Annotated in this window: 14 protein-coding genes; 2 read left to right on the forward strand and 12 right to left on the reverse strand. The window is 64.4% G+C overall.

What is annotated here, in order from left to right:
- Positions 1-10 precede the first annotated feature (10 nt).
- Positions 11-619 carry a hypothetical protein gene (locus ACFYWM_RS26135; protein ID WP_389918268.1) on the forward strand — a complete coding sequence of 203 codons (609 nt, stop codon included), beginning with the start codon at positions 11-13 and terminating at the stop codon, positions 617-619.
- A 17-nt stretch (positions 620-636) separates the two neighbouring features.
- On the opposite strand, the gene ACFYWM_RS26140 is transcribed toward ACFYWM_RS26135, so the two are convergent.
- Both ACFYWM_RS26140 and ACFYWM_RS26145 read right to left on the reverse strand, forming a co-directional pair.
- On the reverse strand, positions 637-972 hold the full coding sequence (locus ACFYWM_RS26140; RefSeq protein ID WP_389918269.1) for a hypothetical protein: 336 nt from the start codon (positions 970-972) through the stop codon (positions 637-639).
- A 156-nt stretch (positions 973-1,128) separates the two neighbouring features.
- Positions 1,129-1,296 carry a hypothetical protein gene (locus tag ACFYWM_RS26145; RefSeq protein ID WP_389918271.1) on the reverse strand — a complete coding sequence of 56 codons (168 nt, stop codon included), beginning with the start codon at positions 1,294-1,296 and terminating at the stop codon, positions 1,129-1,131.
- Positions 1,297-1,318: 22 nt separating this feature from the next.
- On the opposite strand from ACFYWM_RS26145, the gene ACFYWM_RS26150 reads away from it, so the two are divergent.
- Positions 1,319-3,646 (forward strand): P-loop ATPase, Sll1717 family, encoded by a 2,328-nt coding sequence (locus ACFYWM_RS26150; protein ID WP_389918272.1) that lies wholly within the window; start codon positions 1,319-1,321, stop codon positions 3,644-3,646.
- A gap of 544 nt (positions 3,647-4,190) precedes the next feature.
- On the opposite strand, the gene ACFYWM_RS26155 is transcribed toward ACFYWM_RS26150, so the two are convergent.
- The 10 genes from ACFYWM_RS26155 to ACFYWM_RS26200 all read right to left on the reverse strand — a co-directional run bounded on the left by ACFYWM_RS26155 (position 4,191) and on the right by ACFYWM_RS26200 (position 18,021).
- Positions 4,191-4,934, reverse strand: coding sequence for a barstar family protein (locus tag ACFYWM_RS26155; protein ID WP_389918273.1), 744 nt, complete (start codon positions 4,932-4,934; stop codon positions 4,191-4,193).
- A 114-nt stretch (positions 4,935-5,048) separates the two neighbouring features.
- Positions 5,049-12,659 carry a LamG-like jellyroll fold domain-containing protein gene (locus tag ACFYWM_RS26160; protein WP_389918275.1) on the reverse strand — a complete coding sequence of 2,537 codons (7,611 nt, stop codon included), beginning with the start codon at positions 12,657-12,659 and terminating at the stop codon, positions 5,049-5,051.
- Positions 12,660-12,788: 129 nt separating this feature from the next.
- Positions 12,789-13,697 (reverse strand): IS3 family transposase, encoded by a 909-nt coding sequence (locus ACFYWM_RS26165; protein ID WP_389918277.1) that lies wholly within the window; start codon positions 13,695-13,697, stop codon positions 12,789-12,791.
- 2 nt (positions 13,698-13,699) lie between these two features.
- Positions 13,700-14,023, reverse strand: coding sequence for a transposase (locus ACFYWM_RS26170; RefSeq protein WP_389918279.1), 324 nt, complete (start codon positions 14,021-14,023; stop codon positions 13,700-13,702).
- 1,000 nt (positions 14,024-15,023) lie between these two features.
- Positions 15,024-15,269, reverse strand: a complete 246-nt coding sequence (locus tag ACFYWM_RS26175; RefSeq protein ID WP_389918280.1) for a hypothetical protein — start codon at positions 15,267-15,269, stop codon at positions 15,024-15,026.
- Positions 15,270-15,305: 36 nt separating this feature from the next.
- Positions 15,306-15,995, reverse strand: a complete 690-nt coding sequence (locus ACFYWM_RS26180; RefSeq protein ID WP_389918282.1) for a DUF4192 family protein — start codon at positions 15,993-15,995, stop codon at positions 15,306-15,308.
- Between the two features lie 16 nt (positions 15,996-16,011).
- The gene (locus ACFYWM_RS26185) at positions 16,012-16,452 is read right to left on the reverse strand and encodes a hypothetical protein (RefSeq protein WP_389918283.1); all 441 of its coding nucleotides are present in this window, start codon (positions 16,450-16,452) and stop codon (positions 16,012-16,014) included.
- On the reverse strand, positions 16,449-16,961 hold the full coding sequence (locus ACFYWM_RS26190; protein ID WP_389918285.1) for a DUF6349 family protein: 513 nt from the start codon (positions 16,959-16,961) through the stop codon (positions 16,449-16,451). The genes ACFYWM_RS26185 and ACFYWM_RS26190 overlap by 4 nt, the downstream gene beginning before the upstream one ends.
- 33 nt (positions 16,962-16,994) lie before the next feature.
- Entirely contained in the window at positions 16,995-17,420 is a 426-nt protein-coding gene (locus ACFYWM_RS26195) for a hypothetical protein (RefSeq protein WP_389918287.1), read from the reverse strand.
- Positions 17,421-17,538: 118 nt separating this feature from the next.
- A complete protein-coding gene (locus ACFYWM_RS26200) occupies positions 17,539-18,021 on the reverse strand; it encodes a hypothetical protein (protein ID WP_389918289.1) in 483 nt (160 codons plus the stop codon).
- Between the last annotated feature and the right edge of the window lies 1 nt (position 18,022).

The following is an 18,022-nucleotide window of genomic DNA, read 5'->3' on the forward strand; positions in this document are numbered from 1 at the left end:
CACTGATGCCATGACGGACTTCCTGATCGATGCGCGCAACCGCCTGGTCCCCCCGGAGAGGCTCCTCCAGGTGGTGGCCCTGCTGAACATGCCGGACGTGGGCGAGGGTGGGCTTGACGACGGCGTACCGGAGGCGCGGCAGCAGGCGACCCTGTATCGAAAGATCGCCGAGTGGGCGCTGCTCTCCGCGCAGGCGGCTGAGACGCTTTCCCACCTCGATTTCAGCGGCATCAGACACCGTTACGCCTACGTCGTGGAGTACACCGACGAGCACACCGCGAAGTGGCATGAGGCTCCCGGCGGTGCGGCACTGGGCATCGACCTGTCGGCCGACACCCCGGAGACGGTCGTCCGGGCTGTGCTCGACCGGTATGTGAAGCATCTGGCCGAAAACCGCGACGACTACGAGTTGTGGCTGGTGGACTCGATCTGCCTGCGCGTCAGCGTCTGGAACATCCACGTGGTGGCTGGCTCTCATCCGAGGGTGTTGCTGCCCGGCGACGGCGGGTACCCCGTTCACGCGCGGGTGCTGCAGAGAGCCGGGGTTTCTCCGCACGCCGTCGAAGTCCGGACACCTGTGCAGGTACATCGGCTGGTGCAGGACCAAGCTCTTCAGTAGCGGCCCGTGGCAGGAGGTCATCGGATTGCCGCTCCGGCCAAGACCGCCTCGGCCGCGTCGTCGAGCGGGTTCAGGAGCAGGACGGTCGTGTCGGCCTGTGCGGCCAGGGCGACCGCGCGGCGTGCGGAGGTGAGGAGTTCGCCGGTGCGGGCGGTCGCCCGGTCGGTCAGCTGCCGCTCGGTCCACGGCTGGCGTGGCCGGCCCGATGCGGTCAGGCCCTCGCCGTTGGCGGTCGCCGTGGTGGCGAGGTAGGCGCGGACCAGCTCGTACAGGGCGAGGGTGGCGTCCGCCGCCGCGGCGTCGCCGGCAACCTCCAGGCGGGCGATGTCGAGGGCGGCGAGGATCTCCTCCATGGACAGGCGGTCGGTGAAGCGCTGGCCCAGCTCGATCTCCGCCTGCCGGTAGTCGGCGGCCAGGGCCGGCCGCCAGCATCAGGTCGTTCATCAAGGCGAGCACGCGCAGGCTGCAGCTGAGCCTTTTTGCGGATTAGGCATGGGGGTGTATCCCAATCAGCTGATTAATACAGCAACGAACGTGCAGTGTGCGGTGACCACCCCGATGACCGCGTAAGTGCAGGCGGCAAACTTTTCCGCGTCCACGTCGCCGCAGAACCTGTTGGCGCCGTCGGCCTTCGTCTCGGCCTGGTTGATCAGATCCGTATCCCACCGCACGGACATTCTGACCGCTACCGTGAATAGTGTGGAGGCATTCCAGCGCTCTGAACTCGTCGACTTCTTGCACCGCCTCGACAACCCGGACCGCCGGGGAGTCTTCGTTCTTGGCGGCCCGGCGATCGGCAAGACTGTGCTGCTTCAGCAGCTCGAAGCTGAACTGCAGCGGCAGGGCCGGGCTGCCTTCCTCATCAGCCTGCGGCTCATCGATGTGGATGAGCTCCCGGCCTTGATCATGGACAAAATCATGCGAGTGGCGGGCGTCTTCGAGGACAAGCGGACGATCCGCGCATCGGGGGGCGGCTCTCTCCGGCAGAGCGCAACAGTATTGAACCGGGTTGCCGAGCAGCTGCAGGCACCCGTGCTGCTGCTCGACGGCCTCGACGAGTCGCCCTATTCACGGCGGATGGCCGCCGCTGTCGAGGAGCTGAGCTACGTCCTGAACGGCTGGAAGCTCGTCGTGGCGTCGCGCCCCACCTCCGGTATCGAGGTCCGCCGGTTCGACCAGTTCGACGTGCTTGAGCTCGGGCCCTTTACCGAGACGGACATGGTCGCCATGCTGCGGGAAACTTATCCGAACCTCGCGGAGGACGCCATCCGTTTTATCGCCACGTTAGCGCATGGAAGTCCACTCTTTGCTCGCTTGGCGGCCTCCTCCCCGCAATACCGCATGGCATCCGGGTTGGTGTTCGGGGAGCACCTGAAAGACGTGATTGAATCACTGGTCGATGATGCCCTCAGCGCTTCCCCGGATCCTGTCCTGCTAGGTCTGTTTTTGGAGGAGCTCGCGCTTGCCGGTGGCCAGGACCGCATTTCGGCGCTGGCTGGGAAGCTGCGAGGCACAGAAGACCAGGTCCGGAGGCTACTAAGTTACCTACCGGTGCTCAGCTTGCTCACCATCGACCATCAGGCCGGGACTGTGGCGTTCACTCATCCCTTCATCCAGGCGACCCTGCTGTCCCAGCGGGTCTTCGTGCGGCCATTCCGGCTAGCCGAGCTCAAGTTCGGTGCGGAGGAGGCAGAACTGGACGACCTGCTTGACGCGAGTTTCGTAGGGCGGCACAGTCTGGACCGGATCCTCTGCCGGCAGCGGTCCATCGTCATCGGCGACCGCGGCTCAGGCAAGAGCGCTATCTTCCGCAAACTTGCGGAAGAAGCGTCCGTCGAGACCCTCCCGGTCGCCAACACCGGCGACCTGCTGCACCGCATCGTCGACAAGGACGCCTGGCTTGACGCTGACGCGCTGCGCGCGGCGTGGCTTGTGGTCATCGCCGCCGTGGTGGCCCCGACCGTCCCCGGCGAGGCGCCCAAGGCGTTACGGCGCAACGCCAAAGATCTGCGGGCCGTGCTCGGGCTGCCCACCGAGCCACCAGGCCGCATCGAGCGCGCAATGCGCGCGGCTGCCCGACTTCTGGGCGGTACGACGCTGAAGTTGGGGGTGGGGCCGGTCAACTTCGAGGCGACGCTTCCCACTGGCACCCGGACCGGTGGGTCATTCCTTGATGTCGAGTCACTGTTGCAAGAGACAGACAACCTGCTCAACCAAACGGGGCGGCGCGTCGTGGTACTGCTTGACCGCATCGATGAGACGTTTAAGTATGACCGGGGCCGGCAGGAGACCCTGGTCCAGGCACTACTGCAGGCCGAGGCCCGCGTATCCCGGCTGGACAGTATCGAGTTGGTGGTGTTCCTGCGGACGGACCTATTTGAGCTGTACGACATCCAGGAGAAAAACAAGCTGGTCTCCCGATCCCTCACACTCGACTGGTCGGAAGAGGACTGGCTGCAGGTGCTGGTCCGCAGGGTGTTCGCCAACGAACCATTCGACCGGCTCGCCCGCCGACTGCATGTTACCGACGAAGAGATCGAGGTACGCGCCGCACTGGAGGTGCTATTCCCGACCGAGATCGAGGGCCAACCCATCGACCGCTGGCTCGTCGACTCGCTACGGAATGGCAACGGCGGCATCTCCCCGCGCCTGGCCGTACTACTGCTGCACTTGACCCGGGAGCACGCGGCACAACCCGATGCCGTCGTCGCCGCTGTCCCGTTGTTTTCCGCTGATGCGGTGCGGCGGGCCATGACGAAACTGTCTGAGTTGAGCTTCTCGGAGGTGGTCAACGACTTCAAGGTCGCACCGACGTTCGTACTGAACTGTCGGGCTGGTAAGCTCACCAGCTTCACGCTGTCCGAAGTGGAACAACTATTCGGCGGCGCGGAGGGCAAGATCGGCGAACAGGTCCGCCTTCTGGAGCGACTGGGCTTCCTTGAACGTGTAGTAGAGCAGCACGGCACGCAAACCAGGTCAATGTTCCGGATTCCGCAGCTTTACTCCCGCTGCTGGGACTATGCCTGATCCTCAGACAAGGTTTGCCGATGCAATTTTTCTTACAGAATTAAGGTAGAATTTAACTCCCGGGTAGGAGTTTTACCCGCCGCCCCAGAGGACTGGCTACTTGTCGGCGGCGTCGCCCCGCGCCGCACGCATCTTCCGGGCGATCAGCTCTTGCACCTGCCTTGGATCGAGCCCTTCCAGCTCGGCGCGGGTCGTCTTCCCTCGCACTTCGTTGTCAGGACCGTGTCGGTGTGCGGGCAGCCACTGTCCCGCTTCGCCTGCTCGCAGTCAGCGACCAACCACGGGCTCGGGCCGCCCGTGATCCAGCAGTTCGACCACGGGATCGTCACGCTCTTGGGGTTGGCCCGCATCACCTCGACTACCGTCCCCCATCGGGTGATCACGAAGTTGCCCTTCTCTTTGAAATCGTCGCGTGACCACAGCTTCACCCCGTGTTCGGCGGCCTTCGCCAGGATCTCCCACCAGTAGCCGAGTGGTCATCGAATCACCATGCGTAGCGGCACCGCCTGCCTGCACGGAAGAATCATCTGCTGCTTAGATCACTTCAGTCAGTAGCTACCTCGATATGAAACTCACGTATAAGAGCTATAATCGAATTCATAAAGTTGTCTCCTAACGAATTACGAGAGGCCTGAAAGTTGTGCCATACAATCTTGAGCGGAAGCGCCTCCCCACTCTCTGAAGAGAGGCAGTCCGCAAGGGCGTCAAGGTTCGACCCAAAGTATCCTCCTGGACCATTTATTGCCTCCCCCAATGCACAGTAGAACCCTGACTTCGTAGTTACTTTCGAGCCATCGAGATATACGACCTCGCCGGTCTCATAGCGAGCAGCTCGGCGGAAAGAAGCGAACCAAGAATTTTGGACAACATGCAGCCAGGTTTCGTGATATTTCGACGGCCACTGAAACCACTCATCTTGCTTAAGATGGACCCCCGATGCCCAGCGTCGCCACACTTCCCCAGCTCTTGGATATTCACATACGCCACTAAAGAATTGGTATGAGACGTTCGGAAGCTCGCCCTCCATACGTTCGACATCAATCTCTCTACGTGCGACTCGACCGATATAATACTCGCCAATTTTCTCTTGCCGATAATTCATCACTTCTAAGATTGCATCCTCGGCTCTCCGCCTATTTCTATCGACCTGATGCACCCTTAAGAAGGTGGCTTCCGATGAGCCATTTTCTTGCTCAACAAAGAAGCCCTGCACATCTTCTGCCGCAACCAGCACGTTCCGAGTTTCATCTTCGATGATTCTGTACAGAGGGAAGTTTGCCTCAAGCATCATGGGAAAGTTCGCCAATCAACTATATTCGTTCCTGTTTGAGAACTGGTGTAACGGTACCGCGGAGGTACCGTTACACCAGCTTGGCGAGCAAGGCTATTACCGCTGCTCTAATCAGGGAAAATGTGGTGCGCCAAATTTTTGAATTTTTTGGTAGTGAGTTGTTGTCCACCCGTATACCTGGGTCCCGTTGGGCAGCGTTTTTACCAGAATTCTATCACTTTGCGGCCGGCCAGGAACCGCATATTCTTTAGCTCCCTTCCACCACGCGTGTTCGTGCCCCTGGTAAGTATTATGCGATTGAATTCTTCCCGCTTTGACGTCATCGTACGCCAAAGCAATCTGCCTGTTCATTTGAGGAGGCAAGGGATCAGATAGGCGGCCCGGACAGGGGGGGCCGCTGCCGCTATTATGAACGAGCACGTTGGTATTACCTACGGACACGTGGTAGGTGTGAATACCCTCTACTGTCAGGTTGTGTACCCGTTGGCTTTTTTGGGTGTATCGGCGGGTAGAAAGCAATTCCAAGCTAGAACCCTTGGCGGAGAGTAAATCCGCTCCTGCGGTCAACTTGCCTGCGTCGATCCAGCGTCCTTTGTCAACTGACCAGATGGGGTGCGTGGTTGTCGCGATGATCGTGCCAACCTTGGGGCCACTGCCGCCATCGACATCAACGCGGAGTCGAACAAGGCGCTTGATGCCAAAGCTTGTGATCAGCGCGGTGACAGCCCGAGGCTCGCTTTTGCCTGTTTCGGGATCGGTCGCGATTACATAGTCCCCGACCTCGACTTCTTCGATGGGTTTGCGTGTCCCATCGGCCATGAGGACTTCAGTACCAGGAACAAAACTGCTGCATCCTCTAACGGCGCTTCTCACGGATCTTACGGTTCCGGCACCGTAAGCGGCCGCTATCATGTCGGAGACGGTGACGTCAGGCCAGGGCTTCTCGACTAGGCAGTTGCAAAGGACAGCCCCTACCGGGTCTCCATCATGGCAGACGAGGTACGTGCAAGGATTTTTGCGGATCTCGTTTGCCGACCTAATGCTTCCACCGTACGCCAGAACCTGGAAGGCGACGCTACATAGTGGCATGTTTACTACGTCGCACCCGGTATCGGAAATCCAATTGAGAATGGCCTCTTCTTGGGCTTTTGTTAAATTCGGCACCTTCTTCTTGTTGGCGCACCCCATTTTGTGACAAACGACGTTTATGAGATCGTTGGAGGTTTGTAGCTCTATGCATGCCCTTGAATTAGGGTCACGATTGCATGGCCCCACTTCTCCAGTGCGGTCCATTGGCGGGGCGCCGGCCTGCGCCTCTAGCACCAGGCCTCCGCCTATCTCTAGCCAAGAATAGGTCATTCTCGTGTCGTCGTAGTCCGTGCTGTACATCTGCCGGACGTTATACAGCAGCAGAAATTTCTTTTGCAGTTTCTCGTCTGCAGCCCAGAAGCCCTCTTCGAAGCCCGGCGTTGTCGGCATCGGCCTGCCGTTGGGAAGAATCTTCCATTTTCTGGCCTCTTCTTCGGTGAACTGCGGCGCCCAGTGGAGATCGCCCCAGTTCTCTTCCCATTGCAGCATCTCGTCTTCATTGGTGAACTGGGGATACAGGGCCGATGGCTGCTGATCGGGCCACGCATAGTAGGGCTTACCGGGGATGACCTCTGGCGCTGTCCAGTCCCATCCAGAGGAGGATTGCCTGTCGAAGTAATCGTTCCAGTAGCTGCTCGTGTCGTAGGACTGCCAGCCGGAACCGCCGCTCGCGCCGCCTTGGGAGCCACCGCCCTGGATAGTAATGCTGCCGGCTACGACGGAAATGGGCATACTGCTGTGCCCGGTGGGGTCGGTGTGGGTGAGAGGGCTGGCGTTGGCGTAGGTGGAGCGGTTGGCTTGCACCGACGGGTCGGGGCTGAGGGTGGCGGTGTCTCGGGAGGTGAAGGCGCCGGTGTCGGGCTGGTACCAGCGGGCGTGCATGTTGACTTTGCCGGTGTCGGGGTCGGTGTATTCACCCTGGTAGCCGAGGGTGCGCTGGGTGCCGGAGCGGTGGGTGACCTTGCCGAAGGGGTCGTAGGCGACCGAGTCGACCAGTGCGGTGGCGGAGAAGGTGGCGACCATGTCCCCGTGCAGGTCGCTCATGGTGGCGAGCGCGGGGCTTGCGCCCTCTTGCAAGCTGAGCAGGCCGCCGAACGGGTCGCGCCCGTACTTCGCCGTAGTGGTGTTGGCGCCGTCGGCGATGGTGACGAGGTCGTTGCTCAGCCCGGAGTAGGTGAAGCGCTGCTGAGTACTGCCTGCGGTGCGGGAGGTCATCCGCCCCAGCGCGTCGTAGCCGTAGGTGGCCTCTCCATCGGAAACCATGCGGTCGAAGGCGTCGAAGGTCAGGTTGCGGGTGATGCCGGCCTTGGTTTCGGTAGCGGTGGTGCCGCGTGGGGTGTGGGCGTAGTCGGTTCCAGCGCCGGAGGTCAGCCGGTTGCGCTGGTCGTAGACGAAGGTGTTGGTTCCGGCTTTGGTGCGGTTGCCGGAAGCGTCCCACTCATAGGCGGTGATGGCGCCGCCGGGGGCGGTCCAGGAGGTCAGCCGTCCGGCACGGTCGTAGCCGTAGGTGTTGGTGCCGGCTCCGGCGGTGCCGCTGGTGGTTTTGGTGGTGAGGTTGTCGTCCTTGTCCCACCCGTAGGTGATCTTCGACAGTTCGGTGCCGGAGCTGTTCTTCACCGCTTGGGAGGTGAGCCGGTCCACAGCGTCGTAGCCGTAGGTCTGGGTGCCGACCGGGGAGGCGGAGGTCTTGCTGGTGAGCCGGTCGCCGTTGTCGTAGCCGTAGGTCCAGGTCCGGCCGGTCACTGGGTCGGAGGCGGTCTTGAGCCGGTTAGCGTCATCCCAGGTGTAGGTCGCCGTGCCGGTTGGGTCGATGCGCTGGGTGGGGTTGCCCAGCGCGTCGTAGGTGTAGGCGGCGACCTGGTTGGTGGCTTTGGAAACCTTGGTCAACAAGCTGCGGTCGTTGTATTCCAGGGTGTAGTCACCGACCGCGGTCATCCGGCCCGCGGTGTCGTAGGTGACGGTGCGCGCAGGGGTGGTCACTGATGCGCCGCTGCCGGTCTCTGTGGTCATCCGGTTCAGGTGGTCGAAGGTGCGGTCGATGCGCACCCCGCCCGGTTGCAGGGTGGAGACGGTGTTCCCCGCGGCGTCGTAGACGCTGGTCCAGGTCCGATCGGCGGCGTTCGGGTAGGCGGTGGTGGATGGTTCGATGATGGATTCGACTAGGCCCAGGCTGTTGTAGGTGGTCCAGACGGGGTTGCCGCGGCCGTCGGTGGTGCGCGTGCGGGCACCGTTGGCGTCGTAGCCGAATGTTGAGGTGATCGAGGTGCTAGCGGTGACCGGCTCGGTGAGAGAGGTCATACGACCTAGCACGTCGAAGGTGCGCTGGGTGACGTAGCCTTCGCCGGAGGTGGTGCTGGTCGGGTTGCCGGCCGGGTCATAGCCGAAGCCGAACGTGCGCACCACTGCGTTGGTGCTGCTGAGGTCCTTGGACGCGATCTTGCGTCCGGCCAGGTCGTATTCGGCTTCGGTGGAGTTGTTGAGCGCGTCGGTCACCTTGGTGGTGCGGCCCAGCAGGTCGTAGCTGAAGCTGGAAGAGTGGTTGAGCGGGTCAAGGGTGGCAGTGACTTCTCCGGCGGCGTTGACCGTGTAGTGGGTGGTCTTGTTGCCGGGAGCGACGGTTTTGATGAGGTTGCCCGCGGTGTCGTAGGTCAGCGCGGTGGTGTGCGCGACGGTGGTGGGAGTGCGCTCGATCTGCGTGGTGGTGATGGTGCGGCCCAGATCGTCGTAGGTGGCCTCACTGCGTGCCCCGGTGGGGTCGATGACCGCGCGCTGCTCTCCCAGCAAGTCGTATTCGGCCACCCAGATGCCGCCCGGTCCAGATGGGCCAGGGTCGGTGACCTTGACCGGGCGTCCCAGCGCGTCATAGACGGTGGAGGTGACGTTGTTGCGTGGGTCGGTGGCCGTGATCTGACGGCCGGCCGCGTCGTAGCCGAAACTGACCGTAGGGGTGATTGTGCTGCCGCCGGGCGGGGTGTACGAGGCACCGGTGGCCGAGGTCAGGCGCCCGACCTTGTCGAAAACGGAGGTGCTGGTACGTCCTTCGGCGCCGACGGTGTGGGTTTGTAGTCCCGCGCTGTTGTAGCCGTATCTCTGGGTGGGACGCCCAGTGGTGGTGGTGCCGTTCTTTTCGATCGTCACCTGCGCGGATTTGGTCTCCACCAGCCGGTTTGCCAGGTCGTAGCGCATGGTGGTGGTGAAGTCGGCGGCGGTAGCGCCGGAGGCGTTTCCACGCGGGTCGGTGGTGGCGATTACCAGTCCGCGGTCGTCATAGACGCTGGTGGCGACCAGGTCATCGGCGCCATTTTCCACAGTCTGCCGAGTCACCAGGTTCAACGCGTTATAGATGTAGGTGGTCGACTCGGTGCGGGTGGTGCCCGGACCGGTAGAAGTCTTCTTAGTGACGTTGCTGGCCGCGTCGTACTCGAAAGCGGTTTTGCGCTTGAGAACGGCGGGATCGAACATGGTGGAGGTCACCCGGCTGGCGGCGTCGTAGACGGACTCCACGGTGGTTTTGCCGCCGCCGCTGACCTGCCGGGTTATGTTGCCGGCCGGGTCATACTCGCTTTCTTGCAAGATCACATCAGTTGGGGTGGCGGTAGGGCTGTTGAGCCGGACATCATCGCCGACCACCGTCGCTGGCCGGTTGTCCATCCAGTAGGTGTAAGCCTTCTTGCGGCCCATCGCGTCGATCTGGCCCGCCAATCGGCCGCCGGGGTCGTAGGAGGAGGAATCCAGTACCACGTCTTGAGCGGGCTGAGGGCTGACCGGGCTGCCGGTCCAGTTCTTCAACGTGGCAGAGGCCGGCTCACCGCGTTTGGTGTAGGCGAAGGTGACAACCGTGCCCGCTGCGTCGGTCTGCGACGCCGCAGCGCCAATAACGTTCCAGGTGGAGGCGGTCACTCCGCCCTCAGGGTCGGTGACCGTCGCGACCCGTCCAAGCGGGTCATAGGTGTAGGTGGTGGTGCGCGCCGCATCGCCGCCGGTCAGGTCAGTCATCGTGACGGTGAGCGGGTTATTGTCGGCGTCGTAGGTCAGCGTGGTCTTGGCGGTGTGGGTCACCTGGGTGACCTCGTTTTCTATCCCCGGGTCAGTCCGGGTGAGCAGGCGACCGAGGCCGTCGTAGGTGAAGGTTGTAGTGACCCCGGCCGGATGGGCTTGGGAGATCTCGGTACGGGAGGTCAACCGGCCCACCGCGTCATAGGCGAAGGTGCTCTTCACACCCAAGGGGCTGATCTGCTCGGCCAGCTGCCCGGCGGCGGTGTAGTGGTAGGTCGTCTCGTTGAGTCTGGGGTCCTTGGCCACCTTCAGCAATCCAGCGGGGGTGGTGCCGCCGCCGATCGCGGGCTCGGTACCGTCGGTGTAGATGGAGATCACCGATCGGCCGGCCGGGAAGTCCGGGGTGGCCGGGCTGGTCGTCTTCGTCACCTCGCCGTGCGTGGTGTATTCGGTGGTGGTGGCGTAGGTGGTGTCGGTGTCAGAGGCCGAACGTCCGTCGCGGTGCACGGTCACCTGGTCGTTACGCGGATCGAAGGCGTTGCTGGTGTTGAGGTAGTACTTCCATGTCTCGATCGCGCATTGCCCCGGGGCGCGGCAGTACTTGCGGGCGATGAGGTTGTCGCGCTCGTCGAAGTAGACGTCGTTGACGATGTTGTTGCGGTCGATCAGCTTGGCCAGCGACCCGGACAAGTTGTACTCATGCCAGGAGGTGTGCCCCAGCTGATCGGTCTCGCCAATGATGCGATATCCGCGCCAGGCGTCGTAGAGGTATTTCAGCTCCTCGTTGCGCGGGTCGACCACGGTGACGCGGGCGGCGCCGTTTTGCGGGTCGTAGCTCTGCGCGCCGATCTGCCAGGTACCGCCGTTGCGGTCGACATGGGTTTTGAGCCGGTCGGTAGCGGCGTCGTAGGTGTTGGCCGCCCACACCCGTCCCGAGGGCAGGGTGACGCCGGTGAGCTTGTGCGCCGCCTCGGCTCGAGCGATGTGGTGGGCGCTCACTTCGGCCGCGGTCAGCGGCTTGTCATAGATCGCGACCTCGTCGATGAACCCCTTGAACGGGAACGCCGCCCGCGGGGTCGGCACTGCCGGGGAGGTGGCCGGGTCAGCCACGCCGTTGCCCACCGTCGCGCTTTGCCGCCAGGCGCTCACCGCCGCACTCAAGGTACCGACCGGTGCGCCGTCGAGGAACAACGTCTGGTTCTGGCCGGAGACGGTCAATACCACATGGTGCCAGGTGTTGTCGTTGACCACGCTCGTGGAGGTGATCGGCGCGGCGACCGCGGCCAGCGAGCCGCGCAGCTTACCGTCGGTGCCGACGTACAACATCGGCCCCCACGGGATCCCGGAGGTTTCCTGGGTGCCGGCGGCCATCAACACCCCGGACTGGCTGGTCTTGAACCACGCCTCCACCGAGATCTGATCACCCAGGTGCGGCACCGTATTGGCGGGCAATTTCAGTGCCGAGCCAGTGGTGAACTCCACCGCGGTGTCGGTGCTGCCAGCCAGCGCGCCGGGCTTGGCATAACCAACCCCCTGATAAGTCGCATCACTTTGGCCTGCGCCCTGGTCGGCTGCCACCGTCCCCGATGCCTCGCCCAGCCGCCAGTAAGCGTACGGGTCGGCATCCAGCACGCCGCTGCGATATTGCGAGCCAGTGGCGTAGCTGTAGTGGGTGCAGTTGGGGGCCGCCACCGGCGCGCACACCCCGGTCAATCGATCCCCGTCGTAGTGGTAGGTCCACGTCAGCGGCGCACCGTTCACCGGGTCACTGGAGACCGAGGTGACGTGCGCGCCAGTCCAGGTGAACGTCAGCGACCGCCCGCTCGTAGCCGTCACCGTCGCCAGCTTCCCACCGGCGCCATAGGTCAGTTCCACGCTGCGATTTCGTGAATCGGTGACCTTAGTCAACCGGCCCTGGGCATCGAAGGTGTAGGTGGTGGCCGACTTGTCCATCAGCCGCCAGGTGCCTCCGCTGTCCTCGGCCAAAGTGGCGTGCATACCCGGCGGAGGTTGGAAAGCTCCGTTGCCCGAACCCATGAACCGCACCTGCCGCCCGTCGGGGTAGGTCACCAATGCCGCAACGGCCGCCCCCCGCACCTCTTTGACGATCTTCATGTCCCAACGGGTCGACCACCCCGCCCCGAAAATGCCATCGGTACGCGGGTCCATGCTGTTGTAGGAACGCTCCACCGACAACGGCGGCCCGGCGGTGGGAATCGACAGATCGGTGGTGCTGGTGGCGTAGTTGCCGCTCTGCTGATGAAACTCCTGCCCGCCGACTCCGGAAGTGGACAGCTGAGAGGTCATCACAGGCTGGCGCACTCCGGTGACGAAGGTCCGTACCTCCGACAAAGTGCTGAGCGAGTTGGAGGTGTCGGTGACGGTGACCGTCCACCAGTACTGCTTGCCCCACGCCAGCTTGCTCGCCGGGACCTTCCAGATGTGCACGCCGGCGGCCAGGGTGCCCGAAGAGGTGCACCCGGTCCCGGTCATCGTGTCTTTGTCGCAGATCTTGAACGCATACCGCAGCGAACCACCCACGGTGCTGCGCCCTTGGGCCCGCAACGTGGGGGTCAATGAATCCATCAACATCCCGCTGCGGGGGAAGGCGTCCAGCAACAACGGCTCATCCGCCAACAACGCGTCCTGCTGCGCCGAGGCGGCTGGCTTCTTTGACAGCGGCTCGGCTTGTGTACCTGTCTCTCGCTGGTCAACGAACCGTTCCTCGACCGGAACTGTCCATCCCCTGAAAGTGTGGAGACTCGGTTATGCGGCGATGGTCCTTTGAGACCTCGCCTTAGTGGCTGTTCGCGCGGTCATGATCTGCTGCTCGTAGACGATCGGGGGTAGCCCGTCGGCGGCGCTGTGTCTGCGGCGGGTGTTGTAGAAATCGGCGATCCAGGTGGCGATCTTCAGGCGGGCTTCGGCCCGCGTTGTGAAGCGATGTCGGTGGACGTATTCGACCTTGAGGGTGGAGTTGAACGATTCGGCTGCGGCGTTGTCCAGCGCGCAGCCGACCCGACCCATCGACTGCACAACGCCCCAGTGCCGGCAGGCCGCCTGGAAACGGGCGGCGCTGTATTCGCTGCCGCGGTCGGTGTGGAAAATCACCCCGTCGACGATCCCGCCACGGGTGACCGCGGCCATCTGCAGCGAGGCGATGGTCAGCGCCGCGTCGTGATGCTCGGACATGGCGTAGCCGAGCAACCGGCGGGAGAACAGATCTTCGACGGTGGCCAGGTAGAGCTTGCCCTCATCAGTGACGATCTCGGTGACGTCGCCGCACCACAACACGTCCGGCGCGACCGCGGTGAACGTGCGCCGGACCAGGTCGGTGGCGGCGGGCCGTTTGCCCTGACGGGTCAGCGACCGGCGTCTCTTCGGTGCTCGGCCGGCCAACCCAAGCTCGGCCATGCGTCCGGCCACGGTGTTGTCCGATACTCGCCATCCGGCCTCGTGCAGGTCGCGGGTGATGCGCGGGCTGCCGTAGGTGCCGCCCGAGGCGGTGAACCTGGCCTCGATCGCCGCGTCCAAGTCTGCGCGGCGCTGCTGACGGGCCGTCGGCGCCCGGTCGCGCCACTTGTAGTACCAGGACTGCGAGACGCTCAAGGCCCGGCAGGTCAACGCGTGGGGCACGCCGTAGTCGGTCTTCTGGGAGCTGATGAAGGCCGCCACGTCTACCGGCCCATCGCCTCTCGAACCCACAAGACCACCGAGCGTTTGAGGACATCGCGCTCCATCTCCAGCTCGGCGCGTTCCTTGGCCCACTCGGTGCGCTGCCTGCGCAGCCGGGCAAGTTCCTCCCGCTCGGACTCGGCCAGCTCACCGCCGTTGGTGTCCTGCTCGCGGGCCAGCCGGTCCATCTGCACCCAGTTGGCCAGCGTGCCCGCATTGATGCCCAGGTCCTTGGCGACCTGCGCGATCGGCTTTCCTGTCTCCCGCACGATACGCACCGCGCCCGCGCGAAACTCCGGATCGAACCTGCGTCTGGTCTCTCCCACGACCTAACCTTCTCCTTAGGTCAGGTCTCCACGCTAGAAGGGGAAGCCCAGAACCGCGTCGGGGGGAGGTTCGATATCGGATCGCCACTGCCCATCGACTACTGCCGCCGAGTCCTCGGTGGTCGCCTCAGTGCCGACCAGGCTTGGCAGTCCAGTGGCTGACCCGGTTAATTGCTGGGGTATCACCAGCGGCAGCCCCAGGAAGGAAGGCGTTACATCAGCGACGGCCCGGGTAGGCAGCGCCGTAATCTGCAGCAACCCTGGAACAACTGCAAGTAACGCCAAGCGCGCCCAGCGGGCTGAACGCAACGATGACAGTTTCCGGCGCATACGCCGTCACCCTCCGAACAGTCAGCGCGAGAGCACACGCTCCCGCGTTACCCCAGCCCACGACAGATCCAGCCATAGGCCGGGGTCGACGGTTCGGAGCGCAACAAGCAAACGATCAGAAATTACCTATAAGGGATCTATGTGCGCAAGATCTACATAAGGTACAAATAAAGCGCTCATCGGGCAGGTTTGAAAAGAAGATCTTTGCGCTCGCGCATAGGTGATCACCGTTAGTGATCAAGAGGTGGCTCGAACCAGTCATCGGCCACGAGGCCGAGATGCCATGGATGCGAATCTTGAGTTCAACTCACACGACAGGTCAGGTGTGTGCGGTCACCGCGGTGTGCTGGAGTTGACCTGGTTCGGCGGACACCTTGATGTACCCCGAGTTCGGTGGAGTCGGCTTGGTTGATTTTCATGCCGACTGGACGTTCGGATAGAGCATCTCGTACTCGATGGGGGTGAGCATCCCCAGGGCGCTATGTCGTCGTGGCCGGTGGGGATGACGACCAGGACGGCAGCCCAGGTCGTCCCGGACGGTTGGAACGCGTCGGGGCCCAGCCGGATGATCTCGCCGTCGTTGAGGTCGACGAGCTGCCGGAAGTCCCGGCTGTCCTGATCTTTGCTCCAGGTGATGCTCAAGGACATGACGGCCACCAGCAGCGCGTCGTCACCGAGGAAACCGAGTGAGTGGTTCACGGGGGAGAGCGGCGCTGCGAAACGGCGGATTCATCAGCACCCGCTGGAAGCCCTGCGCGTAGTCGGGCGGTTTGACGCAAGTCAGGAAGTCGCCGCGGTGTACCAGGCGCGCACCGCAACGCTCCCCCAGCACCGAGGCGCGCCGTTCGTCGAGCTTGACGCAGTCGACCAGGCGCGGGTCGGCCAGAACTTCGAGAACGTCGAGCGGAACTTTCATAGCGAGGCCTCTCTGAGGGTCGGCGGAGGTTTCAGGTCAGTTCGCCTGCGTGCGCGCCCGCAGGTCGAGTTGGCGAAACAGCCGCAGGCGCTCGGCGAGCGGCCGCAGCCAATCAGCGGTGGGCTGCTGCGCGTGCAGCTGTTCGGCGAGGTCGTCCATGCGTGGTGCGGGCTCGTCGAGGCCTGCGGCCTGGAAGAGCAGCTGCGTGGCCCGGTAGTCCGGCTGGAAGGTCAGCGCGACCTCCAGGGCGGCGAGGAACGCGCCCCGCTGTCCGGCGAGGCTGGCGGCGTGCGCGGCCACCGTCGCGGCGGGTGCGACGAACACCGGGTGGACGTGCATGGCGATGTTGGTCCACAGGGTCAGGCGGTCCATGGCGTTGTCGGGGGTGATGCCGGCGATCACGCAGTCGCGCAGTTCCAGGACGTGCAGGGCGATGCCGAGCTTCATCGCTTCGGCGCCGGGCAGGGACTCGCCGTTGTTACTGCCGACGTGGGCGGTTTGGAGCCGCTGCTTGGTTTCGGCGGCGAGGAGGGTGGGGTAGTCGCGCCGGTTGCCGTTGGCGTGGATGCGGTTGAGGAGTTCGCGGCAGTGGGCGCGGGTGGCGTGGAGGTCCATGGTGGTGGTTTCCTTTCGGGTCAGCCGAACAGGCTGGTCTGGACGGTGCGGGCGGGTTCGGGCTTGGGTGCGGTGCGCATGAACGCCGTGCAGGCGCGTATCCCGGTACATGGCGGGTGCAGCTCGGTCACCGCGCGCTCGCGAAGAGGTCGAGCTGGCCGCCGCCGGTCGACACCTCAGCGGCCTGCCGCTTGGCGGCCTGCGTGCCGACGGGCTGCGTCATCCCCGTGTCGGGGCAGATCTCGTAATGCAACTGGCAGATGTCCGACATTCGGCCTCGGTAGAGGCCCTGATACCAGCCGCCGCGGAAGGCGCGCGGGTCACCCATCAGCTCTCGGACGCGCTCGACTGTGTCCGCGTACTTCTCCGGGATCCGGTCCCGTCTGCGGCACTCGCCGTACTCGCAGTCGAGCACCACCCGAGCGGCCAGCGGCGGCGCGGCCGGGTAGAGCGCCGCCACCATCTCCCGGGCGCGAGCCACACTCGGCACTTCGAAGCGGTACGTCTTCCCCTCCGAGTCGTACGGGGAGTCGTCCTTTGCGTCGTAGAGCCAGATCCACGCAGTCACGCGACACCGCCAAACAAGGTGCCCTGGACGGTGGCCGGGGTGCTGCGCGGCCGACGCGGCTGCCGGATCATGACGGCCATGCAGTAGCCACCGCCGGGCGCGTACCCGGGCACGTGGCGGGTGAGGCCGGGGTTCCGGTATTCGCGTACCGGGCCCTGGCGCTCGAACCATCCGGGCGGGTAGGCGGCGCGGGCCGCCTCCTCCCAGCGGGCGAGCGGCGCGCCTTCGTAGGGCCGGTGCTCCAGGACGGGCATGAGGCGCCAGCCCGGGTAGGCGTGGTCGCAGCCGTCTTCGGCGGCCTCGTTCTCCCCGCTGCGAATGGGTCCGTCGTGGCCGCAGCCTGCGCAGTGGGAGCGGTAGCGCAGGTGGTAGCCGGGGTCGCGGACGGTGGGCGGGTCCTGCTCCTGGTCGCGCTTGCACCAGTAGCGGACGTGCACACGGCAGGTGTCGGCGCTGTCAGGGCCAGGGTCGGGGCGGGTGGTCGGGGCGGTCGGCTTCGGGGTAGGCATGGTCGGCTCCTTTCGTGAGGTTCGGGTCGGTGGTTATCTGAGCTGGGCGGCGATGACGTCGCGCGCCCGCTGGTAGGCGGAGGACTTGCGCTGGTCCCGCTCGCAGTCGTCGCAGGGGTCGAACCCGTGGGGGCAGTGGCGTCCGATTCCCTGGCCGAGAACCTCGGGGGCCTCGTCGAGGGACGCGAGGAGAAGCTGCGTCTTGTCGGCGGGCAGCTGAAGGGTGGGGGTGGGTTCCGTCGCGTTGGCGAGCAGCCGGTCGATGGTGTCGCGCAGGCTCTGGTAGCCGCGGCGACGTAGTTCCTGGACGCAGCCGGTGCAGGAGTCGAGGGCGTGGACCTTGGGGTCGTGCCGCTTCCAGGCGGGGGCGTGCAGGTGTCGTTCCGCCACGTCGATCGCGTCGAGCAGCACGTGCCATGTGCCGGCGGGCGCGGTGAGGGTGATCTCGGTGGCGGCCATGCTTCCTCCGTAAGGACAAACGAACGTTTATATCGAAACTAAATGTTCATATTGGGTTGATAGCGCGACGGCCAGGCGGGGTGATTGCCGGAAAGGGCTCCCCGCCCGGCCGGGCAGATCAGCGGCGGTTGCGCGAACGGGCGCGGGTGCCGCGTGGTCGGCGCGGGTGCCGGAGTCGGCGGGCGAGGCGGGTTCGCAGCGCGCGGTAGATGGGGGCTTGGCTGCGCTGCTCAAGGCAGTCATCGCACGGGTTGTGGTGGGTGCAGTCGAGGCAGCAGCTGTCGGCCAGGTGGTCGGCGCCGACACTCAGGGCGGCGGCGATCTCGCGCCAGGAGCGGGTGTCGAAGGTGAGGGCGACCGGGTCGGGGTCGGCGCCGAGCTGCGCGGTGATCTGGTCGCGGTAGTCGTTGTAGGCGTAGGCGCGGTCGAACTTCTCGGCACAGGTGGGGCAGATGCCGCAGTCTTGGACGTCGGGGCACCAGCACCAGTCGGCGTTGTCGATGCGGTCGGAAGCATCGCGCAGGCCGTCGGTCAGGAGGTCGGCCTGGCGGCGGGGCAGAGTGATTGTGACCTTGCCGGTGCGGGTGCCGGTTGCGAGCATG

Source organism: Streptosporangium sp. NPDC002721, assembly GCF_042888905.1.
Lineage (GTDB): Bacteria > Actinomycetota > Actinomycetes > Streptosporangiales > Streptosporangiaceae > Streptosporangium.

Excerpts from the sequence above, each read along its gene's own strand:
- ACFYWM_RS26135 (WP_389918268.1), top strand. The coding sequence starts at position 11 with ATGACGGACTTCCTGATCGATGCGCGCAACCGCCTGGTCCCCCCGGAG.
- ACFYWM_RS26140 (WP_389918269.1), bottom strand. The coding sequence starts at position 972 with ATGGAGGAGATCCTCGCCGCCCTCGACATCGCCCGCCTGGAGGTTGCC.
- ACFYWM_RS26145 (WP_389918271.1), bottom strand. The coding sequence starts at position 1,296 with ATGTCCGTGCGGTGGGATACGGATCTGATCAACCAGGCCGAGACGAAG.
- ACFYWM_RS26155 (WP_389918273.1), bottom strand. The coding sequence starts at position 4,934 with ATGCTTGAGGCAAACTTCCCTCTGTACAGAATCATCGAAGATGAAACT.
- ACFYWM_RS26175 (WP_389918280.1), bottom strand. The coding sequence starts at position 15,269 with ATGAAAGTTCCGCTCGACGTTCTCGAAGTTCTGGCCGACCCGCGCCTG.
- ACFYWM_RS26180 (WP_389918282.1), bottom strand. The coding sequence starts at position 15,995 with ATGTACCGGGATACGCGCCTGCACGGCGTTCATGCGCACCGCACCCAA.
- ACFYWM_RS26190 (WP_389918285.1), bottom strand. The coding sequence starts at position 16,961 with ATGCCTACCCCGAAGCCGACCGCCCCGACCACCCGCCCCGACCCTGGC.
- ACFYWM_RS26195 (WP_389918287.1), bottom strand. The coding sequence starts at position 17,420 with ATGGCCGCCACCGAGATCACCCTCACCGCGCCCGCCGGCACATGGCAC.
- ACFYWM_RS26200 (WP_389918289.1), bottom strand. The coding sequence starts at position 18,021 with ATGCTCGCAACCGGCACCCGCACCGGCAAGGTCACAATCACTCTGCCC.